Origin of the sequence: Umbribacter vaginalis (assembly GCA_001552935.1) — a bacterium.
Classification (GTDB): domain Bacteria; phylum Actinomycetota; class Coriobacteriia; order Coriobacteriales; family Eggerthellaceae; genus Berryella; species Berryella vaginalis.
Map to the genome: position 1 here is coordinate 122,967 of KQ959677.1, position 25,833 is coordinate 148,799.

Consider the following 25,833-nt stretch of genomic DNA (forward strand, 5'->3'; position numbering starts at 1 on the left):
CGGCGCAGCTATGTGCAGCACGCGTACCAGAGACAGCAATTGCTTCAGATGCATCGAATGAATAGCCGTGTTTGTAAGTGTCTGCGCGCGCTTGCGTGTTTATTCCTTGCAAGCGTTTTATGCATAACGCTCAATAGTTCCTCATTAGGTGCCGTTCCTTTTACTATGCATACGTGGTGTTCAGGAAGCGGTATACCAACAGCCTACGCCGATGTGCGCAATACCGATCAAACGCAAGCAGGATCCGTCGGCAGTTTATCGATACCGGTTGATCAGTGTCCTTCTATTACAGCAGAAATGGCCATTGTTATGGATGAGCAGGGACGCGTTTTGTTTGCACGTGACGCGTATCAAGCTAATCCTATTGCATCGATTACAAAAGTTATGACAGCGCTTGTTGCCCTTGAAAACGCGCCGCTTACAACCCCTATAACAGTAACGCAAGAAGCGGCACGAGTAGGCGAGTCGAGCGCACACCTTAAAGCGGGCGATACGATGCCTCTCAGCGAAGCGCTCAAAGCGCTGCTTATTCCATCTGGAAATGATGCCGCCATCAGTATTGCTGAAAGCGTTGGGACACTTATTCTCCAAAAGCAAAAAGCTACAAGCACAACAGAAGGTTCGTCTCATGCGCACAACAAATCTGGGAATAAAAACACAAAAAAACAGCTCGATCCAACGTTACAAAATTCCACGTCAGCATTGACAGCCAACACGTCTACCACCGCGCCTACTTCAGCAAATCATTCAGCTGCTTATGAAGCATTTATACAAGAAATGAATGCCTATGCGTCACGTCTTGGATGCAGCAATACGCTCTATGAAAATCCTCACGGTTTAGATGATGGTGCTTTTGCAGGTAATTTACATAGTTGTGCGTACGATCAGGCACTTATTGCCCTTGAAGCAATGAAACATCCTGAACTTGAAAAAATCGTATCAACAGGCTCAACGAACATTCGCGTTAAACGCAATGGAATTGATACGTCGGTAGCACTCACATCGCATAATACTTTTATAAAAAATTACCATTTTGCGCGTGGAATTAAAACAGGAACAACTGATGCCGCAGGCTATGCGTTTATGGGTGCTGCGCGCGATGCACAAGGACGGCTGCTTGTTTCTGTTGTTCTAAAATCACGTTCTGATCAGGATAGATTTAAAGATACCCAAAAGCTTTTTGAATGGGCGTACGGGCATTTTGTTGAGTACCATTTCATTAATTGTTCTCAAGCAATACCCGATGAACAGGCTGCAAAGCTGTTAAACAAACTAAACGTTTCCGAAGATAAAATCGAGCAGCATAAGCTTCCTGTACTTGCACGATTATCGATTAGCAATGCAAATATTTCAGCGGATGTTACAACAACACATTTTCCTGTTCATCAAGTAAATATGTTTGGCGGTAACATTACGCAGCGTGTGGTGCTTACGCGCTCCATTTCGCATGCTCGATGTGGTGACGAGGTAGGCACCTTACAGTTCTATCAAAATAATGCTGTTATTGAAGAAGTGCCTCTTATTGTGTATCAGGCAAATTCAAAAACACACGATGAGGGTTTTTCGCTTGGGGGAGTATTTCATGCAATTGAGGAATTTCTAGGAAGACTGCTCCAAAACAATGCTGAAAGTGATGTTACAATCGAATTGTACAATACAGCGCACCTTATACACGATGCGCGTTCTCGTGTATAAGCTTGTGCGCGGCACAGAGCGATGAGTATTGATGATAGGTGTAGATAATTTATAACCGAGCGCGTTAACAATGTATCTCAATGCTCTAAGCTATAAATGAGAACCTGACAATAGAGTAGGGGTGTACTTATGACAAAAACATGTCCTGTTTGCACACAAGAATGTGATGCAAATTCAAACGAATGCCCTGCTTGTGGTTTTAGTTTTAATGGTGAAACCCGCGAATTTTCGCCGGTACATCTTCCGCTTAAAGGCGAAGATACACCCTTAACAAGCAACCGAGACTACGGTCAGTTCAAAATTATTCGCGGTCCTTATTCAGGCGCAATTATTGGCTTAACACCTGGTGAACTTACTATCGGTCGTGCTCCTACGTGCGAAATTTTCCTCAACGATATGACCGTATCGCGCAAACATGCTAAGTTGCAAGTGACAAAAGACGCAACGGTTCTTATTGATGAGCATTCTTTTAATGGCGTTTGGGTAAACGACAAGCTTATTGACACTATTACGCTTTCACCAGGTGATAAAATTCAAATCGGAGAATTTTGTCTGTACTTCACGCGCTAAGTGTATACTTCAAGAACTACGTGTGTTTTTTAAGAGCGTTTGTCATTGCGGTATAGTTCTTGGCAATATGTTATGGCTCTTCTATGCATTTATGCAGATAAGCTTACACGTAGCGCTACCGCTATGCCATGCTACTCGTGTGTACTGCTAATACATCATGCAACCAAGGCAGTAAAATACACCGCATATCACTACAAATGTTAGAATTTGCGGCATCGATTTTAGGCGCATTTCGGGTGTGATTGGATTGTGAATGAGTGCGCTTGCAAATGGCGCGACACATAACACAAACGCTACAACAACTACTACATCGGCACTTAAGATTGATTCAAGACAGAATATTTCGGCAACGATGGTAAGAATAACACCCACGACGTACAGTGTTTTTGCCTGCTCACGGCTCATAATGCCTGCCAGTGTGCGCCTGTGAGAGCTTAGGTCTTTTTCACGATCAGATAAGTTGTTAGTAAACATGATGAGTGCAACAAGCAAAATCAAAGGTATAAGGCTTAGTGCGAATGCACTGGAATAGCTTTGCGTTAAGCCATATGTCACTGCTGATGGGATAAGGCCACCCATGACAACGCCGCTTGACAATTCACCAAGTGGCAGATAGGAAAGGGGAGTTTTGCCAGCTGAATAAAACACGAGAACCAGCGCACCAATTATTCCAATGACCAGGGGAATTATGTCACTTTCATACACAATATATAAGCCTAAAATAAAGCTCATGACAACATACGCAATTGCTAGGCGCTTTACCGAGCGGGGATTTATGTGGTGATATACGAGAACAGCGTCACTTTCTTCCACAAAATCGGTTTTTGAATCGGCTCCTTTTTTATAGTCGAAATAATCGTTAAGCGTGTTTGCGGCTGATTGAAATAAAATAACAATTATCAACATTATACAAGCCGCTGGATAAGAAAGCTCATCAACGCTGCGAAACGATACGCAAAAGCCGTACAAGAAGGGGATAATTGCGGCAGGCCAGGTGTGTGGAGCGGCAAGCTGAAGTGCAAGTTTGAAGCTAAGTGGCGTCCAGGCGTTCTGCATTGCGGGTTCGGATTGAGTACTGGCCTTACAAGTCTCTTGCATACATGCTTGTGAAGCGTTAGTATTGTGTTGACACAAGGGCGTTTTATCAGGTTGAACTGGCGGTTGTAAGCGTTCATCAGTCATAGTGTTCGTTGTTCCTATCACGGTTGTTTCGTGTAACGCTCCTATTGTTGCACACCGTGATAAAAGATTGCTCCACAACGTAAAATGTAGGAAACTGTAACCTAGTTGCGAGTACATGTACGTGTGAGATGCTGTTGCCATGTAATATAGATGAGGTCTGTGCATCAGAGAGTGCTATCCGATGAAGCATTAACAGGCGAATACGTACAAACGACATTGCGCTTGTTATCGAAATAAGGTGAGTGTATGAAAAAAACTTACAACATTCCTATTCGTTATAGTGAAACCGATTGTATGGGTGTGGTATATCACGCTAATTATGCTTTATATTTTGAAGATGCGCGTTCGCGCTTTATAGCCGATTTGGGATTTCCTTATGCTGAACTGGAAAAACAGGGTGTTATGTCGCCCGTGGTTGACCTTCAAATTTCATACCACAAGCCTTTGCGCTATGGCGATACGGCAAGCGTAACCGTTTGGGTAAGCAAGCTGCGCGCAACGCGGATTACCTATGCGTTTGAAGTGCGCGCTGCCGCGGATGCACAGTGTGCGCATCCTTATACGACAGGCTCGGTAAGCGTTTGCATCGTGGACGCCCACACGTTTCGCCCGATTAGCATTAAGCACCGTTTGCCTGCGCTGTATCAGGCGTATGTAAGCGTTGCAGACGCAAACGAATAGTATCTTTTCGTAAAGGCTGTAGTGACGTGTGGATGTGTGAGTGTGTACAAATGCGGCGTTTCATGAGAGTAGAGAGTATAGCTCATTGATGGATTCAATATGTTCATACATTTTGTAAAACGCTACTTATGACTTGTTTTGTTATTTCCGTACTCTAGTTTACATAACTTATATTATATCTAATTTATATAACAAGAAAGACGTGCAAGAAAGTTGCACTCGTGACTGCCTATCTACCTAAATAAGTTACATATTCAAGTTCAAGCTGAATTTCAAGCTCGTATGCTGGTCAGGTATAACACCGCGTAAATCCACAATCTGTCAAGCACTTGGCGAATGGTTATTCTAAGCGCAACGGCATTCCGACACGCACTACAACACGAATACCACACATCTATGATACTCAGTAACTGCTTAACCCCATGTAGTGCTTCCAGGTTGAGGCGCGGCTTGTGTTCCTGGCGATACCGTATTCGTTGCCGTGCCAGAATTAAACAATGCTGACATCTGACCCGTTTCTACAGCCTCTAAAATGCGTGGATATTCAACGTATAAAAACGCTGCGTTGATAATAAGCGCTAGAACGGCCATTAAGAGCGCAATTTTGACGGGACGTATAAATAGTCGATAATCATTAAGATCGAGCTCTCTGTGGCGTTTTAAGACCTTCGTAATTTTTAGATACGAAATAATTGCGCATATGAGCGATATTCCGCTTAAGAGAACGCCTCCAATAAGGAGAGACACGGGTGCTGCAACGCGCGTAAATGATATTAGCTTTCTGCCGCTTTCTAACTGCGAAAGCTCAGCAGCTGTTGTATTTTTAAGTCTAATATATCTGCGTGAAGGTTTACCATGAGCGTTTTGTTGTTCTGAACCAGAAACATCGTTGTTTGCTGAGTGGTCTGATGGCTCATTTTCAAATGATGTCGCATGTGTGGTATCCGCCGACGTATTTTGCGTTTTGGTGTCAAGTTCTGTTTCGTGCTGCGGATTGCTCATTTCTTGAGAAGCACTTGCTGGGAGATCATTATGAGTCAGATCAGGTTTATTATGCAGCTCAGGAGCATTATTAGATGCGTTTACTGTTGTGTCAGCAAATGATGTTTGCTCATCCTCTGACATAGGTATTTTACCTGTTGACATGCTAATACCCTTGTTGTTGGTAGTATCGTGCGAAACAGAATTGCTCATGCACGTACTCCGCTCGAACCAAAACCGCCCTCGCCTCTTTGAGTTTCTGTTAATTCATTGCATACAACCAAATTAACTTGTGGTACAGGTACAACAACAAGCTGTGCAATTCTATCGCCTTTTTCAATAACAAACGTACTATCTGTACTGGTGTTTAGAAGCGACACTTTGATTTCACCGCGATAGCCGCTATCGATAAGCCCTGGTGCATTAGTAACCGTTATGCCATGTTTAACCGCAAGTCCACTGCGAGGCACTACCAAGCCGGCATACCCACTTGGAAGCGCTATGGCAAAGCCGGTTGATATTAAAACTCGTTGTGATGGCTCGATTGTGTAACACTCCGCCGAGCGTAAATCTAAACCGGCATCTCCCGCATACGCATACGATGGTAATTCAATATCGTTTCGCAGTGCCTTAATTGGTAATGTTATATCCTCACTCACGAAGACAACCCTTTCACTATGTCGGAAAACTCCTGTATACTGTCGAATTTCTTATACACACTCGCAAAGCGAATATAGGCAACAACGTCAATCTTAGCAAGATGTTGCATAACTAATGAGCCAATTTCACGTGAACTAATTTCGTTTTTAGTGTTATTACGAGCGCTATTTTCAATTTCATCAGCAATTTGTTCAAGTTGAGATGGTGCAATATGGCGCTTTGCGCACGCAATGATCAGGCCATGCATAAGTTTTGTACGATCAAAAACTTCTGATGAGTTATCCGCCTTGGTAACCATAAGCGGACAGTCGGTCATACGCTCATACGTAGTAAAGCGATGACCACATGCAAGACACTCACGCCGCCTACGTATAGAGCTATTATCTTCTGAGGGTCGAGAATCAATTACTTTAGATTCTAAATTTCCACACGCTGTACAACGCATACGACTCCTTTAACATGGATAAATGCTTATACGAAAGACACGTGCCTTCTACACACTATCTCTTTTTCTTACTACCATAGCATAACATGAAATAGGACGCTTATTTGATAATATTACCTGCCTTCTATTTCAGAGCTTGCTATTGCATAAGTGCAATATATAAGGAAACACTACTGGCAAGTAAAAATGCTATTCCCCACCATGCACTTGCAGCATCGAAGCTATGTTCAAACGGTATACCACGAGCATCATTATAAATGACATCGTATATTACAACGCTTTTATCGGACAGACGTTTAACGACACGCTCAAAACTCTGTATAAGGCTTTTTGTGGTTCGCGTAAGAAAAGTTTTTAAGGAGATAACTAAAGCAAAGGCGGCAGAGCAAAACGTATATTTCGTATGGGTATCAGATGTATGCTGCGTGCCTTTTTGCGATATTGTATGAATGGATAAAGAAGCTTTTGTAGGTATGGCATGCTGTGTAGTTGATGTGTTACGAGCAACCTTTTGATACGAAATATGTTTATCGAACACTTGTTCATGACAAGGCATTATATTCATAGGTACAACAAGATGTATACACGCACGATTATATGCGCTACTTGTTTGTTTTACATAACGATACTGCAGGTAAGAGCCAGTTTTCTTGCTTGTTTTTAATGCGCTTGTACCATAGGTTAAGGTTTTTTCAGAATTTCTCATTTTCGTTACCGTTTCTCTCTTGCATAGAACCTTTGTTCGATATTATAATAAGGCGCAGCAAAATTGTTGTCAAACATTTTTTCGAAAAAATGAAAGGAGTTTAGATGATTCCTATTAAGCCTATAACGAAGAAGCAAAAGGTTGTTCTTGAGTGTATTGCGAAATACTACACTTCAAAAGGCTACGTACCATCAGTGCGTGAGATATGTGATTTTGTCCATTTATCGTCACCCTCAACTGTGCATTCGCATATTGATAGTCTTGAGCAAAAGGGTTACTTACAGCGTGATAGATTTAAATCGCGCTCGTTTTCGTTGACGCGTAAAGCGTGGGAAGATCTGGGGTATCGCTCCCCTCGTCGTCCTGGGTTTTTACCTACTGATGTAGTATCTATTCCTTTAGTGGGTGAAGTGGCTGCTGGTACTCCTATTCTTGCAGAAGAAAATATAACCGATCATATTTCGATGCCCATTGAAATTGTTGGAGATACGCCATCGTTTATGCTTACGGTACGTGGTGAAAGTATGATAGAAGCAGGCATTAACAATGGCGATTATGTTGTTGTTAAAGAACAAAACGTAGCTAATAATGGCGAGATTGTAGTTGCCCTTATTGATGACGGTGCAACAGTAAAGCGCTTCTTCAAAGAAGCAGATTGTATACGTTTGCAACCTGAAAATAGTGCTATGGATCCTATTTTAACGCGCGATTGTACTATTTTAGGAAAAGTAGTTGCTGTATTTAGGCGCGTTTACTAAAACCATGTGAAGTGCAGACACAGGTGCATTGCTTTCGATGCGCATTGTATTGGTATTAGTTGCATGGGTGCAGGAGTGTTGCGTGGCTAAAGAACAGCGTGGTACACGGATGAATGTTGCACAGGCTAAGAAACAGCGTGGTACACGGACGAATGTTGCACGCGAGCGGAAGCAATTGTGGCTTCATCAGTGCAGGTACCTCATATATGCTTGTACGATAGCTGAATGTAATTGCGTAGCGTGTCATTCATCAGTATAGATACGAGGCAAACACCTTATGGTTGGATATTCTCGTGCATTGCCTCGCTTGAACGCTTGTTTATACATCTGCGAGAGCGAATACTTGCGCGTATATAGAACTGTGAACGTATTGCCGCATAAGATATGGGGTCCTTTAAAATTGCACGCGAAATTCACTCCCTTTATTAAGTGCGCTTATAACGTCAATATGCGCTGAGTGAATATCAGCAATATGCTTAACGATAGCAAGCCCTAAGCCTGTTCCGCCGGTTTGACGTGAACGTCCTTTGTCGACGCGATAAAAGCGCTCAAAAATATGTGCTTGTTGATCAGTTGAAATACCAATGCCTGTATCTTTTACTATAAGCGTAGGACGCCCTTCTGTTCGCTGCACACAAACGCATACAACGCCACCAGCTTTATTGTAGGTGATCGCGTTTTGAATAAGATTTTCTATCATCTCGCGCAATAAACTAGCATCCCCTGTAACACACAGTGCTTCACCTTCACAGCTGAGCGTAATATTCTTACTTCGCGCGACACTCTCGAGCGTATTACACGCTTCACGGGCAAGGCAATAAAGATCTACGTTTTCAAAATGGTGTGGCAACTCTTGATGATCCAATTCAGAAAGCTGAATAATGTCGCATACGAGCGTTAGTAAACGGGCGGCACTTTTACGAATTTGGGCAGCTAGTCGCTGTGTTTCTGACTGTGAGACGATGTTGTTTTCTATAAGTTCAGCATAGCCGCTAATAGCGGTAATAGGAGTTTTTAATTCATGCGTTACATTAGCGGTAAAATCTTGACGACTGGTAGCAGCAGACAGAATTTTTTCGTGTTGTGTGCGAAGCATCTGCATAACAGGTTCGAGTTCTTTATAGCGCACCTTATGCAACGAATTATCGTAATTCTGCGCAACGGCGGTAAGTGGTTTGAGCAATTCACGCGTGAGAACGTTGCCTACCCACACGCACACAAGGAATATCAACACTAAAATACCAATAATTACAGGGATAATGCTAATGAAAACATCACGCAGCGTTTGAATGTGCATTGACACGCGTACGATAGTGCCATTATCAAGCACAACAGCATGGTAATACGTGTCATATTGCGATGTTTGTGAGTGGCGCGTACTTGAACCTTCTCCTGTTTTGAGCGCTTGTTGTATCTCTGGGCGATTAAGGTGATTTTGCATTTCAAGTTCGTTGGTATCGTTGTCGAACAGCACATCCCCATTAGCATTGATCCAGGTAAGACGCAGTGCATCGTCATCAAGCGAGCCATACATGGCGCTTACATGTGAGGTATCATATGGATTACTAAACGCCATACTGTTACGTATAAGGTGCGTGTCCGTTGTTACTTCATGTTTAATTTGTTCAAAACATACCTGATAAAAAACAAGCGTCATTGCGATTGCACTGCTAATAAGCGCAATACAAGAAATAAGCGCAAGATGAAGAATAATTTTTCGTTTCACACGTATCCTTACTGCTTGTATGCTACGTTATCTTGAATCAGGCTTACGTAGACAGTAGCCAACTCCTCGAATTGTTTGTATATAACACGAAGCTTCTCCTAATTTTTGGCGCAAGGTTTTTATATGCATATCAACGGTACGGCTTTCACCTTCAAAATCGAAACCCCATACAGCTTGCATGAGTGCTTCACGTGTTAATACCAGCGATTCATGGCTCATTAAATAACGCAGCATATCGTATTCTTTCAGCGTAAGCACTACGTGCTTGCCTTCCACATCAACGCTATGACGAGCATGGTCAAGCTTTATCGCGCCAACAGTATACTGTTCGTGTGTATGATCATCGTGCTGAGAGCGCCGTAGTACCGCACGCATACGCGATAATAATTCCATTACAGAAAACGGCTTGCAAATATAATCGTCAGCACCGTTATCTAAGCCACGAATCATATCGATTTCCGCTGTTTTAGCAGTAAGCATGATAATGGGAATATGTGCCGTTTGTGGATTTGATCGTAACGTGCGCGTGATAGCATACCCGTCATTGTCAGGAAGCATAATATCCAAGAGCACTAACTGTGGCACCCGTTCATGCAAAGCTGCAAAAAAATCAGCAGCACACGTAAATGCTTCAACATCATAGTTGCTATTTTTAAGCGCGATAGTTTCAATTTCTTGGATACTGAGATCATCTTCAACTATATAGACAAGCTCCATGTGACGCTCCCCTTGCACCCGTACGCTTTTTGCATATTCAAAGCTACTAAGCGTATTGTACTACCGAGCGTTATCCAAAACGTCCCATAACATAATCGGCACATCGTTTATCGCGCGGTGCGTGAAAGATATCGTAAGTCGCTCCAACTTCAACCAGTTCTCCTAAAAGAAAAAACGCTGTTGTGTCAGCAATACGTGCTGCTTGCTGCATATTATGCGTAACAATGACCACGGTATAGTGCTCTTTGAGTTGAACTATGAGCTCTTCAATCTTCGCCATGGAAAGCGGATCAAGCGCGCTTGTTGGCTCATCCATTAAAAGGACGTCAGGTTCAACAGCCAGCGCGCGTGCAATACATAAACGTTGTTGTTGGCCTCCTGATAAACCGAGTGCAGAAGTTTTGAGCCTGTCTTTCACTTCGTCAAAAAGAGCTGCATTGGTAAGGCTTTTTTCAACAATGGTATCGAGTTCGGCTTTACGTTTAATGCCATGTAAACGCGGTCCATACGCTATATTGTCGTATATGCTTAACGGGAAGGGATTTGCTTGCTGAAATACCATTCCGACACGTTTGCGCAGAAGCATGGTATTTACCTGCGGTGCATAAATATCCTGCCCGTCTAACAACACTTTCCCGCTTACTTTGGTACGAGGTACTAAATCGTTCATCCTATTTAAGCAGCGTAAAAATGAACTTTTCCCACAACCGGATGGACCAATAAGCGCAAGCGCTTCGTGTCGTTTAATATCAAGAGATATATCGTTAAGTGCGTGCGTCGTTTCGTAATATAAATTCATATGCTGTATTTGTAATGCAACATCAGACATCATGAACAGCCTTTCTTTTGAATTGCAAAGCGAGAAATGATAAATCGCGTCAGTGTGTTGATAATAAAAGTGAGGACTAATAAAAGTAACGCTATACCAAACGCAGTTTTAAAATCACCTTGACTTGTTGCGCTTAGATACAGTTGCACGGTAAGGGTGCCGCCCGAGTCAAAAATTTTGAATAGGTAGTCACTGAACTCGTGAGGAAGCATGCCTGCACTGCCGGCAGTAAACAGCAGCGCTGCCGATTCAGCAACAATGCGCCCCAGTGCCAGCACAATGCCTGTGATAATAGCGGGCGTTGCCGATGGTAACACGACGGTACGTGTGGTATGCCATACCCCTGCACCAAGACTTAAAGCGCCTTGTCGGTATCCACAAGGAACGGATTTAAGCGCTTCGTGGGTATTGCACACAATTAAAGGCAATATCATTAAGCAAAGTGTTAATGCCCCACATAAAAGGCTATATCCTAGGCCAAGCGTTTGGCCAAAACAAAGCATGCCAAACAAGCCAAAAATGATTGATGGAATGCCAGCGAGCACTTGAAGTGCGCATTCAATAACTGCTACCACATGGGAATTGCGCGCATATTCGTTGAGATACACCGCTGCACCGACACCCAAAGGAGTTGCTATGACAAGCGTTAGGATGACAATGAATATGGTATTTACCGTATTGCCAGCGATTCCAATAATGCCTTTACGAAATGACGATACACTCGTAAGAAATTCAACGCTAATAGCTGGTAAACCGGAAGAACATACCGCAATAATAATTGCGCCAAGCAGCACAACCGAGCACAGAGCAGCAGCGCCAAGCACGGCATATATCAGCTTTTCACGAGCGTTTTGGACCATAGATTTGCTCCATACCTTAGGCAGCATATACCCTCTTTTTCCTGCGCATAAAGGCTAACAGTACATTTATGGCAATGATAAACAGATACAACACTAAACCAACAGCAAACAGCGCTTCTCGATGGAGACCTTGCGCATAACCCATCTCGCTTACCAACTGAGTAGTAAGGAGGCGAACCGAATCGAACGGAAGCGGCATTTGCACTACCCCGCCAGCAACCATACTTATTGCCATAGCTTCGCCTAAGGCACGCCCAATAGCTAGTATAATACCTGTACAGATACCTGATTTTGCAGCTGGTAACACAATTTTGAAGATCGTTTGTAAACGCGTTGCGCCAAGTGCGTAGGATGCGTTGCGTAAATTATCAGAAACTGCCTGAAGAGCGGTAACGCTTACGCTTACCATCGTTGGTAAAATCATCACAACAAGCACACACACGCAGGCAAGCATATTTGAACCGCCACTAAAGTTGTGTGTGGTGCTGCCAGCAAATAATACTTTTTCAAGCGAATAAAGAAGTGGGCATATATAGACCATTCCAAGCAAGCCATATATAACAGACGGAATTCCAGCTAAAAGTTCAATAGCAGACGAAACAATGCGCGAAAGCGGAGCTGGGGCAATTTCTGTAAGAAAAAGCGATGTTAAGATGCTCAGTGGCAAACCAATAGCTACGCTGCACGTCGCTGCAAGCAACGAAGCAGCAATAACATACAAAATGCCAAAGGATGGCACGTGCGCTGTGGGTGCCCAAATGGTGTTAGTTACCATATTCCCAACACCGATACGTAAAAGGGCAGGTAAACCGCTTATGATGCAATACGCACTTATAGAGATTACCGCTAAAAGCGCTACGCATGCACACGCAGCACACACGTAGCGCGCTATAAGCTCATGAACTGATGTGCGCAATGAGAGGTTCATCTACATCACCTATGCTGCGCCACTTGGTAAAATTAAGCCAGATGCTTTTATAATTTCTTTGCCTTCTTGAGAATTTATATAGTTAAACCATGCTTGGACAAGAGGCGTTTGTGAAGATATTTCTCCCTTTGTTGCCATAATAAAGGGACGGACCAAAGAATAACGTTTTTGCGCTATCGCATCGCTTGTAGGCTGTATACCATCAAGTGCAACCGCATGGACGCGATCATTCATTACATCAAGAGATATATATCCAATTCCACCGGGTGTTGCTGCAACTTTTGCAAGGACTGCCCCCGTAGAATCAAGCTCTTGCGCGTAGCGAGCACTGTCTTTAAGCGACAGCAATTCTTCAAACGCGCTACGTGAACCCGAACCATTCTCACGTCCTATCGCAATGATAGATTCCTCTGAACCACCGCAGTCTTTCCATGAGCGAATTTGACCTTTGTAAATAGATTTCAACTGCTCGGTAGTTAATGAAGTAATAGGATTAGCGGGGTTCAATATTATAGCCAGTGCATCAATAGCAATAACATTTGGAAGAAGTCCAGCTTGAAGTTCTGCTGCTTTAAGTTCACGAGAACTGTTAGCAATATCGCATCGTTTTGCATTCAGCGCTTCAATACCTGCGCTTGACCCCGTGTATTCAACCGAAACGCGCACATTGGGGTACTTTTCCATAAATGTTTCGCGCAGCGCTTCACAGACTTTTTGCATAGAGGTAGAACCTGCTAGACTAAGCGAGCCGCGCAGATTTTTCTGAGACGAATCATGCGCTGCATCCGTATTGCTTGTACCTGCATGTGAACAAGCACTTAAGGTCAGGAGCGCAGCACCACCCGCTGTAGCAAGAAACGCCCGTCGTGTTAGATTTTTCGTTTCACTGCTTGTTAGTTCGTTCGTAGCCTTCAATGACCATTCATCTCCTTTTTATTGGCATTTTTGTTAGAGCATGTTTATGCTCTACGACTATGCTAAAAAATGGATGTAAGAAGGAGTGGTGGTATTGAGTAAAATTTGTGTAAAGAGAAATGTGTATAAAGACGACACACAGCCAGCGTAGATACTCTACGTCTGGCTGTGTGATGTGCAATATATGAAAGGAGCGTCCTATATGCGCCTTACGATGGTTGAAGAAGTGCTGTTGCACATGTTACGCTTAGCAGCGTTTAACTCAAGCTATCGCACAAGTCACGCGCTATAAGGCACGCAACGCAAAACGAATAAGCAACAATGTTTAATAGGGCGTGACGTGTATGGTAAAGCGCTACAACAGCGACTTCATGCGATCGAGCGCTTCTACAAGACGGTCGTCAGGTGTCGTAAGTGACATTCTAAAGAAACCTTCTCCATCAGGGCCGTAACCATTGCCTGGCGTAATAATAACATGAGCGCGCTCAAGCACCTTCGTTGCGAACGATTCAGATGTTTCACCTGCAGGAACGGGAGCCCAAATGTAGATTGATGCCTTGGATGGCGTAAGTGAAATGCCTAGGTCGGCAAGTGTTGAAAGCACTAAATCGCGGCGTTTTTGATACAGTTTAGAAATCGAGCGACAGAAGCTTAAATCGCTGGTAAGAGCAACAGCAGCAGCTTCTTGCGTGGCGGTAAATTGACCCGAATCCATGTTGTTCTTAACGGTGCCAAGCGCTTTTATTGCCTGCGCGTTGCCAACAGCAAACGCGATACGCCAACCAGTCATGTTAAACGACTTCGACAGCGAGAAAAACTCAATGCAGCATTCCTTTGCGCGCGGACGCTGCAAAATAGATGGAGCAACGTAATCATCAAAACAAATATCGCAATATGCGTTATCGTGGCACAGCAAAATATCGTGCTTAATACAGAAATCAATTGCCTTGTCGAAATACTCAACAGGCGCAACAGCACCCGTTGGATTGTTAGGATAACCTAAAAACATAATCTTTGCTTTTTTGAGAACATCTTCAGGAATATGGTCAAAATCAGCAAGAAAATGATTGGCCGCATTCGTGGGCATGAAGTACGTGTTCGCGTTGTTAAGAACTGCTCCACCCGAATACACGGGATAGCAAATTGATGGCGCTAACACGTATTCACCAGGATCAACAAAGGCTGTGTGCAAATGTGCAAGCCCTTCCTTTGAGCCGATAAGTGCAAGTGCTTCAGTTTTAGGGTCAATCGACACGCCAAAACGATTATTCATGTACGTAGCTACTGCTTCACGGTAGTGCAAAGAGCCTGCATAATCGGGGTATTGGTGGTTTTTTGGATCGCGTATAGCACGCTGCATTGCCTCTACCACAAAATCGGGAGTTGGAGTATCAGGGTCCCCTATACCAAGCGAGATGACATCTATCCCCTTTTCTGTAAGGGCAGCTTTTTTTTCGTCAATGCGGGCAAATAAGTACGGGGGTAAATTGTTCAAACACGATGCTCGTCTCATGATACTTCCTCTCGTTTACAGTAGGTGAATAGTTCCGCTATAAACCTGCGTTGCAGGGCCTTGCATATATACAACACCTGATGGATCCCATGAAATATGGAGAACACCACCACGAAGATGCACATCAACTTCTTGTTCAGTGTATCCCGCGATCACACTAGCAACACCAACAGCGCACGCTCCTGTGCCGCACGCAAGCGTTTCACCGCACCCGCGCTCAAACACGCGCATGGAAACACTTCCCTGCTGAGCGTGCGAAACGTCAACAAACTCGATGTTTGCATGCTGAGGAAACGCAGCGTGAGATTCAAAGAACGCACCAACACTGTCAACGCGCAATGTTTCAAGGCACTTGTTCTGCGGGTCGCTAAAAGCACTATCGTAAAGGTCGTTCCACGAAGTGACAAAACACACAGCATGCGGATTTCCCATAGAAACACACGTAAACGTAAAGTTTCCAAAGGGTGATTTCAACAAAACATCAGCAACAACATCGATTGCACAGGCTGAACCTGTGCGCTCAAAACGGCGGTTTGGATGCAAAATCGTGGGAATTTTTTGGGATTCAAGCTGGGCTTTTCCCATATTCACACAGCAGCTTTCAAAACGCTTGTGCACATCGTAGTGAATATCGACGTCTTTTATGCCAGCGCGCGTATCGATAGCAAAATGCGTACACGATGCATCGATGTAGTTATTGTCGATAAGCCAACGTGCTGTACAGCGCAGCCCGTTGCCGCACATTTCAGCAAGGCTACCATCAGCGTTGATGTAATTCATGAAGGCGGCAGTGTTAGACGTTTTCCCAGGTTCAACTAAAATAACACCATCTGCACCCACGCCGAAGTGGCGATCACATAAAAAAGAAACGTGATCTTTGGTAAGGGAAAGCGCCGAGCTCATGTTATCAATCATAACGAAATCGTTTCCCAAACCATGGTACTTTTGAAATGAAAGCTCCATTGAACGCCTTTCTGTTAGCTTACTGGTAGTGTAGCGTATTTTGCTTGTATAAATGCGCAGGCTTCATCACTATTAACAGTATCGTAATCGATCCACTGGATGCGTGTGTCCTGGCGAAAATAGGTACGCTGGCGCTTCGCATAGCGGTGCGTGGCAGTTTTCATTGCCTCGCGCGCACTTTCAAGGCTGATAGTTCCGTCCAAATACGCAACAAGTTCTTTATAGCCAATGGCACTTGGCGCGCACAATCCCTTGCGAAAGCCCTGCCGAAGAAGGCTTTCAACCTCGTGCACAAAGCCCTGCTCAAACATTGCATCGATCCGTGCGTCAATACGTTTGCGCAGTACATCAGGCGACACACGCAAGCCAAACAAAACAGCAGGAACGTAAGGTTCAATGTGCTTAAGCGCAACTTTTCGCACGGCGTAGGATTCTCCCTGTTCGTGCAGCTCAAGTGCACGAATGATGCGCTTCGTGTCGTTGACAGGGATAATCTGCGCGCTGGCACTATCAAGCGCGTGCAAGGTGCGCCACAAGGCTTGCGCGCCTTCCTTCGCAAGAAAGCGCTGGTAAAACTCACGCACCTCGTTGTGTTCCTGCTCGCCTTCTGCAAAGTTGAACGCATCGATTGCCGCACGGATATAAAAGCCCGTGCCGCCGCATAAAATTGACCGCTTGTGCTGAGCGGCAAGCTGCGCAAAGACACGGCGCGCGTCGCGTTGAAACAGGGCAGCTGAATAGGACGCTCCAGGGTCAACGATGTCGAGCAAATGGTGAGGAACAAGGCGCTCATCAGCGGTTACTTTCCCCGTTCCAATATCCATACCACGATAGATTTGCATAGAATCGGCGTTGATCACTTCCCCGCGTATGCGCAGCGCAAGCTGTTGGGCAAGATCCGACTTGCCCGATGCCGTAGGTCCAAGAATGACAATGACTGGTTCATGGGCGCTTGGCACAACATTAGTGCTTGAGTGGAGGTGTGCTGTCATAACAAACGCTCATGCTCCTTTCAATAAACCATGCAGTGGGTGTGGTGGTGAAACCCCAGCTATTCAGGCGCACCATCAGGCTATTGCCCAATGAGGTGCCCCTTCAAATACCACGTTTTTGCTTCGTCAATGTGCACATTAACAATAGTACCAAGAAAATCATCAAGTGTTTTGTTCTCTGGCAGTGGAAAATGAGTTGTATGGTTGTGAGGCGTTTTGCCAACAAGCATTCGCTCGTCGCGCTTCGAAGTACCTTCAACTAAAACCAGCTGGTCAGTATCCTGCGCTGTTTGATTGCTTGCGTGTGCACCACGCGCCACCGCTTCAAGCAAGCGATCAAAGCGCGCGTGGATTACGTCGTGAGGCGTCGGGTCATCCCAGCGTGCAGCAGGCGTTCCTTCGCGTTTTGAGTAAATAAAGCTGAACACTTGGTTGTATTTCATTTCATCGATAAGATCGTACGTTGCTTGGAAATCTTCTTCTGTTTCGCCTGGAAAACCCACAATAATATCCGTTGAAAGCGCAATGCCGGGGCACGCTTGCTTTACTTTAGCAATAAGCTCGCGATAATGCTCGATGGTATAGCTGCGATTCATGCGTTTAAGAACGCGATTCGAGCCCGATTGCGCAGGTAAATGCAAGTACGGCATCAAGTTTTCCAAATGCGCAAACTTATCAATGACGCCATCCGTCAAATCTTTTGGATGACTGGTAGCAAAACGCAAGCGCTCGATGCCTGTTTGCGCAACCGCTTCCAAAATGTCATCAAAGCGCGGCTTGCCGTATAAATCGCGCCCGTACGAGTTGACATTTTGCCCCAGCAGTGTAATTTCCTTTACTCCGGCATCAACGTAGTGCTGCGCTTCTTTTACGATATCTTCCATTGCGCGCGAGCGTTCTTTGCCGCGAACATGAGGAACAATGCAATACGTGCAGTAATTGTTGCAGCCAACGGTAATGGGAAGCCATGCTGCCCAAAAATGTTCGCGCGTTGTGGGCAATGTTGAAGAAAAGTCATCGGAGGTTTTAAGGATTTCGCCTTGTTGGGTGCCCTCGTTATACGATGCAAGCAGCAAGGTTGGAAGCGAAGCGAGGTTTTGCGTGCCAAACACTACATTGAGATGCGGAAGCGCTTCAAACAGCTTTTCGCCATCGCGCTGACCAATGCAGCCTCCAACTGCAACGATGCGCTTGTGCAAGGGCGAGCCTTCACGCATGGGAAGATTTTTCATCGATGCCACTTGACCATACAAGCGCACGTCAGCAGCCTCGCGAACGCAACATGTCATAAAGATAACAACGTCGGCCTGTTCGATAGTATCAACGGCCGTTGCACCCATGTTCTCTAAAACGCCATAAACGCGCTCGGAGTCGTGCTTGTTCATTTGGCAGCCATACGTTTGAACATGAAACGTTAAATCCATAAATGGTGTTTGTGAATGAGGCATACGATAAAATCCTTACAATAACGGGTTACTAACAGGGTTACAACAAGCTTGTTTGTGTATTTGACGTGCAACTTAGAGCGGTTTCAGACGCATCGCGCAAAGGGATGCTGATGCGTAATTCATTTTTTGCGCACTGCACGTGAATGGGTGGCTGTTCGTAGAGGTAGTAGCGCGGTGCTAACTGGGCAAAACTGGATGCTATCTGCGCTTGAAAGTCGAGCAAATCGGCTTTGTCAAACGTAACTACACGCCCAAGCGCAGCGTTGCTGCGAACAGATCCAAATGTTCCTGAGTGTTCAGGTACGCTCGAGGCCGTGGTCTTTGAGCCAGCATCGAAAAGAGTTTGGTGGTGCTGTTGGTTTATACGTGTGGTATCTGAGTGTGTATCTGCTGATGATGCATGGTATAGTGAGTGATTTTGTGTCTGTTCATGAGATGTGTCCATAAGCGCTAACGCACGTTGCAAAATATCACTCTGAGGCGTAAGCGTGTTATCAAATACGCGCCGTGCTGTGCGAAGCGATACATCAAATCCGAGAGCTTGTGCCTTTGTATGAAGCGAGGAGACACTTTTAGCTTGAGCAAGTGAAGCGATTAGTGCTGATGAAACACATGCTTGTTGATTTTCTTCGCAAGGTGTGGGCGATTGCGTGGTCGCGCTTGTATGCGAGCACGCGTGTGCATATACGTGATAGATTGTCGTAAGCATTTCAGTTGGAGTTCCAACAAAAATGTGGCAACGCGGTTGCGCGTAGAGTGCAAATTCTAAACAACATCGATATATATTGCGTGCACCACGCACATGAAGAGAATCATTGCGGTATTCAAGTGTTGGAAAGCTTGATTGATCTGCTTTTTCACTTATCGTGCTTAAGCTGCACTGTACTGCTATTACACTACCCGCTTGCAGCTTTGATGTGACAACACGTGCGCTGTTCGATTGCTGCGCAATGCTATAAAGCGCCATTCCCCTGCCATGCATGCCCCACAAATCAGGATGAAAGCTTGCTTGTTTGCTGGTAACACGAGGTTCAAAAATACGGCTCCACAACTGTTGTGGAATACCATGCCCATCATCGAGTACCAATAACGAGCGCATATTGTTGGAACTGCTCAATGCAATAAAAATGTTATGAGCATCAGCGTCATACGCATTGCGTAAAAGTTCACGCGCAATGTCTTCAACGCTGCGAATGTCTTGCTGAGCTTGGCGTGCGTGCGCCTCACCTATTGAAAGACGCACATAGCCTTGCCCTAAATCTTCCTCGATAACAGGAACACCTGTTGAAGATGTATGCAACACATCCGCAGATGCCATCTTATTTCGCAACTCCAACCGCTCTGCTCTCACGAATAACAACTACTTTAACTTGACCTGGATATTGCATTTCGTTTTCAACGCGCTGTGCAATATCGTGCGCTAACACAACAGTTTGATCTTCACTTACCTGAGCAGGCTCAACCATAACACGAACTTCTCTACCAGCTTGAATAGCGTATGTTCGGTTAACGCCTTCGTATGAATTAGCAATTTCTTCAAGCTTTTCAAGGCGCTTGATATATGCTTCAAGCGTTTCGCGACGTGCACCTGGTCGCGCTGCAGAAATTGCATCTGCAGCTTGCACTAATACATCTAAAACAGTATCAGGCTCAATTTCATTATGATGCGCCTCAATAGCATGTACGATGTTGTCTTTTTCACCAAAGCGACGTGCGAGTTCCCCACCGAGCAATGCGTGAGAACCTTCTTGTTCCCTATCAATAGCTTTACCAATATCATGTAATAATCCAGCGCGGCGCGCATTTGAAGGATCAAGGCCTAGTTCAGAGGCTAAAATGCCACAAAGATACGAAACCTCAAGTGAATGGTTTAATACATTTTGACCATATGATGTGCGATACCGTAATTTACCGAGCGTATGTACCAGTTCAGGATGCAAATCGTGAATACCAACATCAAAAACTGCTTGTTCACCTGCTTCAATAACGCGCTGATTTACTAACTCTTGTGCTTTTTCGTACATCTCTTCAATACGTGCAGGGTGAATACGACCATCTGCAATAAGATTTTCCATCGTTACACGGCCACTTTCTCGCCGTACTGGTTCAAAGCACGAAATAGTAACACATTCAGGCGTGTCATCAATAATTAAATTAGTACCCGTAAGTGTTTCGAAAGCACGAATATTTCGTCCTTCACGTCCAATAATTCGACCTTTGACATCATCTGATGGTATGTGAATAATAGAAACAGTATTTTCTACCGTATGCTCAGCTGCCATACGTTGAATTGCTACGCTCAAGATTGCACGCGCTTGTTTATCGGCTTCAAGCTTAGCTTTTTCTTCAGCGCTGCGAATAATTTGAGCACTTTCATGAGCTACATCATCTTTGAGTGACGCTAAAAGTTCCTCTTTAGCTTGTTGAGCACTCATGCCAGCGATGTCAACCAAACGCTGCTCTACTTCTTCTTGAACTTTATCTAAGTCATTTTTACGCTTGTCAAGAGATCGCTGTGTTGATGATATTTGATGTTCACGCTCATCAAGAGAATCTCCACGTCTATCAAGTGATTCTTCACGCTGTGCAATGCGCATTTCTGCTTCACGTATATCTTGTTGGCGCTCCCGACGCTCATCTTCAATTTGCGCGCGCATGCGCAAAGCTTCATCCTTAGCTTCAATTTCAGCATCACGCTTTATAGATGCTGCTTCGCGTTTAATAGAGTCGGCGTCTTTTTTGGCGCTTGATATAAGTCCTTCTGCTTGGCTTTTAATAAGCTGTGCCTCTTGTTGAGCTTGTTGTATGATATTGCTTGCCTCAGCAGCTCGTTGTTTATTCTTAGCATTATGAATAATCGTAAACAAAAGCGTACCGAAGGCAATTCCAATAATGATGCATACAACGCCAATAATAAATTGTGCAGGCATCAATAACCCTCCCGTTCAAATTCAAAAGTAAAATACAATAAAACATAAGGTAATGAGAGCTTATACACTCAAGATTTTAGCTATTCATTTAGAGTAATATCAATAAACCCACAGGGCATAAATTCTCATGTAGCTTTATTGTACCGATAAGTACGCTCAATGCCTAGAACAATACCAAGAATCGCTTAAAAGAATTAAACTTTTCTATAACCATGACGCGCATGCGTACGTAAAACACAAACTAACGCTTCAGTTTTGCAACGATAGCAATAATTGCCTGCGTATGGTGGTGTCATCGCCTTCGTCAAGTATTTGCGTTTTGCAACGATAGCAATAAGTGCCTCTTCGTATGGAACGTACACAAACACCACGCAATGCAAATATACAGCACGTACCACGGTCTAATGCGAGATAGCCATGAGTAAGCACGCAGCATGCAATACCGTTACACTACAAGCAGGTATTGGAAGAAGTATGAGTATCTTCGTACCATTTCGATACACGATACGCAATATCGTGCGAATATCCGCTTGCTATGAGCTTGCGAAATGCAGCTTGACGCTTGTTTTTTGCATAAAAATGCTGAGATTCCAACAAGCGTTGCGCGCGCTGCTCTTCAGAACACGCAACACTACTTTCATTATCTATAAACTGATCAATATCGATATGCTCAAGGTGATGTTGACGTAATTCACGCTTAATACCATCAATTGCTCTACCTTGAGAGAGACGACTCTTTACAAGCATTTCTACAAACCGAGTATCATCAATAATGCCACAGATACATGCATACTCAAGTGCAGCGCTAACGTCATGAGCAGTACAGTCTTCTTTCAATAAACGTTGCCGCACTTCATAACTCGATCGCTCACGATAGCTTGCCAAGCGAACAATTTTATCAAAAAGTATACGCTGTTCAGACGACAAAGTATCAGATACGCACGATGTGTCATGCATAATATGCAAGTCTTGTACTCTTCGTGCTGCTGCATTATTGACTGCGCATGCATTAAAGTTGTTGTGCTTTGTAGACATATTCGCATCTCACATCAATCAAACGCATCATAAGCTACTTTTTACTGGTTTTTGTTTCAGCTTTAGTGTTGGATTGAGTGGTAAGCGGAATCTGGTAAAATTCACGCACTTTAGTTTCAATTTCATCGCGTAGTTGAGGATGAGCTTGCAAGGTATCTTTCGCAGCATCACGTCCCTGACCAAGCCGTTCATCGCCATAGGTGTACCACGAACCACTTCTGCTAACAATTTTAGCTTCAGTAGCCATATCAAGAATGCACCCTTCTTTAGAAAAACCTTCGCCATAAATAAGATCAATATCAGCTTGTCTAAATGGTGGCGCTACTTTATTCTTAACAATTTTTACGCGCACACGGTTGCCATATGGCTCCCCATTTTTCTTTAAGGTTTCAACACGACGAATGTCAATACGTATACTGGCAAAGAACTTTAAAGCACGACCACCTGTTGTTGTTTCAGGATTACCAAACATCACGCCAATTTTTTCACGCAACTGATTGATAAATATACACGTTGTATCCGATTTCGATAACGAACCCGCAAGTTTACGCAACGCTTGCGACATAAGGCGCGCTTGCAGGCCCACGGTGGTAGCCCCCATTTCACCTTCAATTTCTGCACGAGGCACTAAAGCTGCAACTGAGTCAACAATAATGCAATCAAATGCACCTGAATGGACCAATCGATCGCAAATTTCAAGTGCTTGTTCACCGGTATCGGGCTGAGAAATATATAAATTTTCTAAATCGACTCCGAGACGTGCAGCATATACGGGATCAAGCGCATGCTCTGCATCGATAAAAGCTGCATAGCCACCCATTGCTTGAGTTTCTGCTAATACTTGAAGCGCTAATGTGGTTTTACCACTTGATTCAGGGCCGTATACTTCAATAATACGCCCGCGCGGAACACCTCCAATACCCAATGCTGCATCAAGCGCAAGCGCGCCGGTTGGTATAACTTCAACGGCAAGGTTATGATTTCCATCCCCGAGTTTCATGATGGAACCCTTACCAAACTTACCCTCGATTTCTGCAATCACTGCCTTAAGAGCATTATCTTTGTCAGCGCCCATTACCGCTCCTTACTCCTTTGCTTTTCAAAGCTTGTATCTATTATAGCGTACAAACGTTTGAAAAAACCAAACTATTTATTTTCACAGTATAAGCATTAAATCTTGCAAAAAACGAACAAAAATATCCTTATTTATGCGTTATTTCTTCCCTATTTATACGCCATTTTGCTGTAAAAAGACGCTTTATATCCGTTTCATGTGCTCGTTTTTGTATGATATCTGTTTTGCTACTCGTTTATTTGTCCTGCTGATACGTAACACAACCGCTCTGAGAAACTGAAATATGTGTTATATCATCTAACTGACACGCTGCATGTAAAAGTTGAAGTGCAAGAATAGTTGTAGCTATGCGCACATCAAAACGCGATCCTGAAAATTGCACGGTATATGAACAGCAACGCTGATCTTTGCACAAACCAACACACACATAACCAATTGGTTTATGAGGAAGTGCTCCTCCAGGGCCAGCAATTCCACTTACAGCAACACTGAGAGTTGCGGCTAATTGCTTTTGTGCGCCACGTGCCATTTCTTCAACACACGCTGTTGTAACAACAGCATCTTCCGTTGAAAATTGCGCTCCTACATGGCAGATGTTTTGTTTGATTTGAGGCGTATAACACACCAGTCCACCTTTAACAACGCTTGATGAACCAGGTACTGAGGTAAGATATTCGCAAATCATACCACCTGTAAGACTTTCTGCTGTACCAAGGGTATATCCATGTGCTCGCGCGCAGGTAATAAGCTCGCGTGCGTATAACGTAGCATCCATCATACGATCAGCAACTGACAAAAATGATGTATCGCCCTGTAATGACGCAGCGTTTTCCGTCTCATCACACGAAACCGTGCGAGGTGTCGTTTTCTCCAATGAAGATTGCTCTAAAGCTTGTGAACTTTCATTACAGAGGTTTTGATGGTATTGGCTTGTACATAATCCCTGAACAGATGCGCTTTCATGTAGAGGGATACTTTGCTGGAACGCACTGCCATTGCTTGTGCTTGTAACGCCCTCACTGCATACGCAATTTTCAACCGCACAAGCGTCTGCAGATCCGCTATCAACAGCAGCAGAGAGCACTCCGCCAGCACCTTGTGCATCTTCAGAATGAGTAATGTTGTCGCTATTTACCCCTATACCAGCCACACGCGAAGCAGAAAAACCACTCTGATCGGTTGGAGAAGATGGAGCCAGAGGAGTTGTTTCACGGGAAGGTGCCGTACTTCGAGAAGCAGTTGAATCAAAAACGCTACTAATCGTTTTAGTGCGTGCTTGCAGCCATTGCTCGAAACTGCGCCTGTTCAACGAAGATAAACCAATCACGTGACGCGCTTTGGCAATGTAATCGAGCATGGAAACAATCGTCAATATAAGCGCGATTGTCATGACAATCCAGCTGATAATCCACAACACTTCATTGGGGCTTAACAGCATGTCTGCTTCGCTGTGCGTATCTTTAATAGTAAACAGCACGATTGCAATCATCTGAAAGACAGTTTTGAATTTGCCCAGATAACTTGCTGCAATAACAACCCCTGCTGTCGCGGCAAGCATACGAACACCACTCACAATAAACTCGCGCGCAAGGATAATAAGAACAACCCAGCTCGGCAAAGCTCCCAGCTCGATAAGGGCAAGCAGCGCTGAAGCTACAAGAATTTTATCGGCAAGCGGATCGATGAATTTTCCGAAATCGGTTACTTCATTGCGCGAGCGTGCAAGATAGCCATCAAGCCAATCGGTAGCAGAAATGATAATAAAAATTACTGTTGCAATAATGCGTTGAATATCTTGTGTAATGATAGTAACGCCTAAAAGTGCAGGCCAAGGGCTTAAAAGTGCTGTCACAAACACAGGAACAAGGCAAATGCGTATTAACGTCACCATATTAGCAGGAGTAAGTATGCGCTGCGGCGTATCAATGCTGTGAGAAGTATTGTCGTCTATTCGAGCTTCTATAGTATTTGTATCGCACGTATACGTATCAGAGTGTTCATAATTGTGAACCGTACCATGGCGTTCGTGTTCATTTGTTTCCACATATGAATTTTGAACAGAGCTTTTCTTGTTCATTACTACCTTCTATATATCTGAACTCGTTAGTATCTACGAGAGTTTAAAACTATTCTATATACAAGCTGAATATTTCTCAAATAACCGTCTATTTGATGCGTTTTACAACAGGTATGCATACCGTATACGTAACGTGCTACACAATAA

Annotated in this window: 24 protein-coding genes; 4 read left to right on the forward strand and 20 right to left on the reverse strand. The window is 44.2% G+C overall.

Annotated elements, in window-relative coordinates; genetic code table 11:
• The first annotated feature begins 57 nt into the window (after positions 1-57).
• Positions 58-1,695, forward strand: coding sequence for a D-alanyl-D-alanine carboxypeptidase family protein (locus HMPREF3190_RS02245; RefSeq protein WP_449676034.1), 1,638 nt, complete (start codon positions 58-60; stop codon positions 1,693-1,695).
• Positions 1,696-1,824: 129 nt separating this feature from the next.
• Positions 1,825-2,265, forward strand: coding sequence for an FHA domain-containing protein (locus HMPREF3190_RS02250; RefSeq protein ID WP_066779965.1), 441 nt, complete (start codon positions 1,825-1,827; stop codon positions 2,263-2,265).
• A 147-nt stretch (positions 2,266-2,412) separates the two neighbouring features.
• Here HMPREF3190_RS02250 and HMPREF3190_RS02255 read toward each other — a convergent pair whose 3' ends face one another.
• The gene (locus HMPREF3190_RS02255; RefSeq protein WP_066779966.1) at positions 2,413-3,447 is read right to left on the reverse strand and encodes a prenyltransferase; all 1,035 of its coding nucleotides are present in this window, start codon (positions 3,445-3,447) and stop codon (positions 2,413-2,415) included.
• 246 nt (positions 3,448-3,693) lie between these two features.
• Between HMPREF3190_RS02255 and HMPREF3190_RS02260 the strand changes: the two genes are divergently transcribed.
• Positions 3,694-4,128: an acyl-CoA thioesterase gene (locus HMPREF3190_RS02260; RefSeq protein WP_066779967.1), complete on the forward strand. Its 435-nt coding sequence runs from the start codon at positions 3,694-3,696 to the stop codon at positions 4,126-4,128.
• Between the two features lie 414 nt (positions 4,129-4,542).
• Here the strand turns inward: HMPREF3190_RS02260 and HMPREF3190_RS02265 are convergent, their stop codons facing one another.
• The 4 genes from HMPREF3190_RS02265 to HMPREF3190_RS02280 form a co-directional block, all read right to left on the reverse strand.
• Entirely contained in the window at positions 4,543-5,322 is a 780-nt protein-coding gene (locus HMPREF3190_RS02265) for a hypothetical protein (protein WP_066779968.1), read from the reverse strand.
• Entirely contained in the window at positions 5,319-5,768 is a 450-nt protein-coding gene (dut, locus tag HMPREF3190_RS02270) for a dUTP diphosphatase (RefSeq protein ID WP_066779970.1), read from the reverse strand. Before dut ends, HMPREF3190_RS02265 begins: the two co-directional genes overlap by 4 nt.
• Complete coding sequence (gene nrdR / locus HMPREF3190_RS02275; protein WP_066779972.1) at positions 5,765-6,214, reverse strand: transcriptional regulator NrdR; 450 nt, start codon at positions 6,212-6,214, stop codon at positions 5,765-5,767. The genes dut and nrdR overlap by 4 nt, the downstream gene beginning before the upstream one ends.
• A 139-nt stretch (positions 6,215-6,353) precedes the next feature.
• Entirely contained in the window at positions 6,354-6,920 is a 567-nt protein-coding gene (locus HMPREF3190_RS02280) for a hypothetical protein (protein ID WP_066779975.1), read from the reverse strand.
• Positions 6,921-7,024: 104 nt separating this feature from the next.
• Here HMPREF3190_RS02280 and lexA point away from each other — a divergent pair, with 104 nt between their 5' ends.
• On the forward strand, positions 7,025-7,678 hold the full coding sequence (lexA, locus tag HMPREF3190_RS02285) for a transcriptional repressor LexA (protein WP_066779977.1): 654 nt from the start codon (positions 7,025-7,027) through the stop codon (positions 7,676-7,678).
• Between the two features lie 394 nt (positions 7,679-8,072).
• On the opposite strand, the gene HMPREF3190_RS02295 is transcribed toward lexA, so the two are convergent.
• The 15 genes from HMPREF3190_RS02295 to pgsA form a co-directional block, all read right to left on the reverse strand.
• Complete coding sequence (locus tag HMPREF3190_RS02295) at positions 8,073-9,404, reverse strand: sensor histidine kinase (protein ID WP_066779981.1); 1,332 nt, start codon at positions 9,402-9,404, stop codon at positions 8,073-8,075.
• Between the two features lie 27 nt (positions 9,405-9,431).
• Positions 9,432-10,121, reverse strand: coding sequence for a response regulator transcription factor (locus tag HMPREF3190_RS02300; protein WP_066779983.1), 690 nt, complete (start codon positions 10,119-10,121; stop codon positions 9,432-9,434).
• 70 nt (positions 10,122-10,191) lie between these two features.
• Entirely contained in the window at positions 10,192-10,953 is a 762-nt protein-coding gene (pstB, locus tag HMPREF3190_RS02305) for a phosphate ABC transporter ATP-binding protein PstB (protein WP_066779985.1), read from the reverse strand.
• Positions 10,950-11,837, reverse strand: a complete 888-nt coding sequence (pstA, locus tag HMPREF3190_RS02310) for a phosphate ABC transporter permease PstA (RefSeq protein WP_066779987.1) — start codon at positions 11,835-11,837, stop codon at positions 10,950-10,952. The genes pstB and pstA overlap by 4 nt, the downstream gene beginning before the upstream one ends.
• On the reverse strand, positions 11,827-12,738 hold the full coding sequence (gene pstC, locus HMPREF3190_RS02315; protein ID WP_066779988.1) for a phosphate ABC transporter permease subunit PstC: 912 nt from the start codon (positions 12,736-12,738) through the stop codon (positions 11,827-11,829). Before pstC ends, pstA begins: the two co-directional genes overlap by 11 nt.
• Before the next feature lie 9 nt (positions 12,739-12,747).
• Complete coding sequence (locus HMPREF3190_RS02320) at positions 12,748-13,653, reverse strand: phosphate ABC transporter substrate-binding protein (protein ID WP_066779990.1); 906 nt, start codon at positions 13,651-13,653, stop codon at positions 12,748-12,750.
• 355 nt (positions 13,654-14,008) lie between these two features.
• Entirely contained in the window at positions 14,009-15,166 is a 1,158-nt protein-coding gene (locus HMPREF3190_RS02325) for an LL-diaminopimelate aminotransferase (RefSeq protein ID WP_066779992.1), read from the reverse strand.
• Between the two features lie 15 nt (positions 15,167-15,181).
• Positions 15,182-16,129 carry a diaminopimelate epimerase gene (gene dapF, locus HMPREF3190_RS02330; RefSeq protein WP_066779994.1) on the reverse strand — a complete coding sequence of 316 codons (948 nt, stop codon included), beginning with the start codon at positions 16,127-16,129 and terminating at the stop codon, positions 15,182-15,184.
• A 14-nt stretch (positions 16,130-16,143) separates the two neighbouring features.
• The gene (gene miaA / locus HMPREF3190_RS02335; protein ID WP_066779996.1) at positions 16,144-17,121 is read right to left on the reverse strand and encodes a tRNA (adenosine(37)-N6)-dimethylallyltransferase MiaA; all 978 of its coding nucleotides are present in this window, start codon (positions 17,119-17,121) and stop codon (positions 16,144-16,146) included.
• Between the two features lie 80 nt (positions 17,122-17,201).
• On the reverse strand, positions 17,202-18,569 hold the full coding sequence (miaB, locus tag HMPREF3190_RS02340; RefSeq protein WP_066779998.1) for a tRNA (N6-isopentenyl adenosine(37)-C2)-methylthiotransferase MiaB: 1,368 nt from the start codon (positions 18,567-18,569) through the stop codon (positions 17,202-17,204).
• A gap of 37 nt (positions 18,570-18,606) precedes the next feature.
• Complete coding sequence (locus tag HMPREF3190_RS02345) at positions 18,607-19,887, reverse strand: ATP-binding protein (protein WP_066780000.1); 1,281 nt, start codon at positions 19,885-19,887, stop codon at positions 18,607-18,609.
• Position 19,888: 1 nt separating this feature from the next.
• Complete coding sequence (gene rny / locus HMPREF3190_RS02350; protein WP_066780002.1) at positions 19,889-21,499, reverse strand: ribonuclease Y; 1,611 nt, start codon at positions 21,497-21,499, stop codon at positions 19,889-19,891.
• Between the two features lie 450 nt (positions 21,500-21,949).
• On the reverse strand, positions 21,950-22,534 hold the full coding sequence (locus HMPREF3190_RS02360) for a regulatory protein RecX (RefSeq protein WP_066780007.1): 585 nt from the start codon (positions 22,532-22,534) through the stop codon (positions 21,950-21,952).
• Positions 22,535-22,568: 34 nt separating this feature from the next.
• Complete coding sequence (recA, locus tag HMPREF3190_RS02365; RefSeq protein WP_066780009.1) at positions 22,569-23,609, reverse strand: recombinase RecA; 1,041 nt, start codon at positions 23,607-23,609, stop codon at positions 22,569-22,571.
• Between the two features lie 235 nt (positions 23,610-23,844).
• Positions 23,845-25,686 carry a CDP-diacylglycerol--glycerol-3-phosphate 3-phosphatidyltransferase gene (pgsA, locus tag HMPREF3190_RS07245; RefSeq protein WP_082715096.1) on the reverse strand — a complete coding sequence of 614 codons (1,842 nt, stop codon included), beginning with the start codon at positions 25,684-25,686 and terminating at the stop codon, positions 23,845-23,847.
• Positions 25,687-25,833 lie beyond the last annotated feature (147 nt).

What these genes read in the sequence shown, in the direction of transcription:
- HMPREF3190_RS02280 (WP_066779975.1), bottom strand. Translation starts at nt 6,920, where the DNA reads ATGAGAAATTCTGAAAAAACCTTAACCTATGGTACAAGCGCATTAAAA.
- HMPREF3190_RS02250 (WP_066779965.1), top strand. Translation starts at nt 1,825, where the DNA reads ATGACAAAAACATGTCCTGTTTGCACACAAGAATGTGATGCAAATTCA.
- dapF (WP_066779994.1), bottom strand. Translation starts at nt 16,129, where the DNA reads ATGGAGCTTTCATTTCAAAAGTACCATGGTTTGGGAAACGATTTCGTT.
- HMPREF3190_RS02360 (WP_066780007.1), bottom strand. Translation starts at nt 22,534, where the DNA reads ATGTCTACAAAGCACAACAACTTTAATGCATGCGCAGTCAATAATGCA.
- pstB (WP_066779985.1), bottom strand. Translation starts at nt 10,953, where the DNA reads ATGATGTCTGATGTTGCATTACAAATACAGCATATGAATTTATATTAC.
- nrdR (WP_066779972.1), bottom strand. Translation starts at nt 6,214, where the DNA reads ATGCGTTGTACAGCGTGTGGAAATTTAGAATCTAAAGTAATTGATTCT.
- pgsA (WP_082715096.1), bottom strand. Translation starts at nt 25,686, where the DNA reads ATGAACAAGAAAAGCTCTGTTCAAAATTCATATGTGGAAACAAATGAA.
- rny (WP_066780002.1), bottom strand. Translation starts at nt 21,499, where the DNA reads ATGCCTGCACAATTTATTATTGGCGTTGTATGCATCATTATTGGAATT.
- HMPREF3190_RS02255 (WP_066779966.1), bottom strand. Translation starts at nt 3,447, where the DNA reads ATGACTGATGAACGCTTACAACCGCCAGTTCAACCTGATAAAACGCCC.
- miaB (WP_066779998.1), bottom strand. Translation starts at nt 18,569, where the DNA reads ATGCCTCATTCACAAACACCATTTATGGATTTAACGTTTCATGTTCAA.
- HMPREF3190_RS02300 (WP_066779983.1), bottom strand. Translation starts at nt 10,121, where the DNA reads ATGGAGCTTGTCTATATAGTTGAAGATGATCTCAGTATCCAAGAAATT.
- recA (WP_066780009.1), bottom strand. Translation starts at nt 23,609, where the DNA reads ATGGGCGCTGACAAAGATAATGCTCTTAAGGCAGTGATTGCAGAAATC.
- HMPREF3190_RS02325 (WP_066779992.1), bottom strand. Translation starts at nt 15,166, where the DNA reads ATGAGACGAGCATCGTGTTTGAACAATTTACCCCCGTACTTATTTGCC.
- HMPREF3190_RS02345 (WP_066780000.1), bottom strand. Translation starts at nt 19,887, where the DNA reads ATGGCATCTGCGGATGTGTTGCATACATCTTCAACAGGTGTTCCTGTT.
- HMPREF3190_RS02265 (WP_066779968.1), bottom strand. Translation starts at nt 5,322, where the DNA reads ATGAGCAATTCTGTTTCGCACGATACTACCAACAACAAGGGTATTAGC.
- pstA (WP_066779987.1), bottom strand. Translation starts at nt 11,837, where the DNA reads ATGCTGCCTAAGGTATGGAGCAAATCTATGGTCCAAAACGCTCGTGAA.
- lexA (WP_066779977.1), top strand. Translation starts at nt 7,025, where the DNA reads ATGATTCCTATTAAGCCTATAACGAAGAAGCAAAAGGTTGTTCTTGAG.
- miaA (WP_066779996.1), bottom strand. Translation starts at nt 17,121, where the DNA reads ATGACAGCACACCTCCACTCAAGCACTAATGTTGTGCCAAGCGCCCAT.
- HMPREF3190_RS02245 (WP_449676034.1), top strand. Translation starts at nt 58, where the DNA reads ATGAATAGCCGTGTTTGTAAGTGTCTGCGCGCGCTTGCGTGTTTATTC.
- pstC (WP_066779988.1), bottom strand. Translation starts at nt 12,738, where the DNA reads ATGAACCTCTCATTGCGCACATCAGTTCATGAGCTTATAGCGCGCTAC.
- HMPREF3190_RS02260 (WP_066779967.1), top strand. Translation starts at nt 3,694, where the DNA reads ATGAAAAAAACTTACAACATTCCTATTCGTTATAGTGAAACCGATTGT.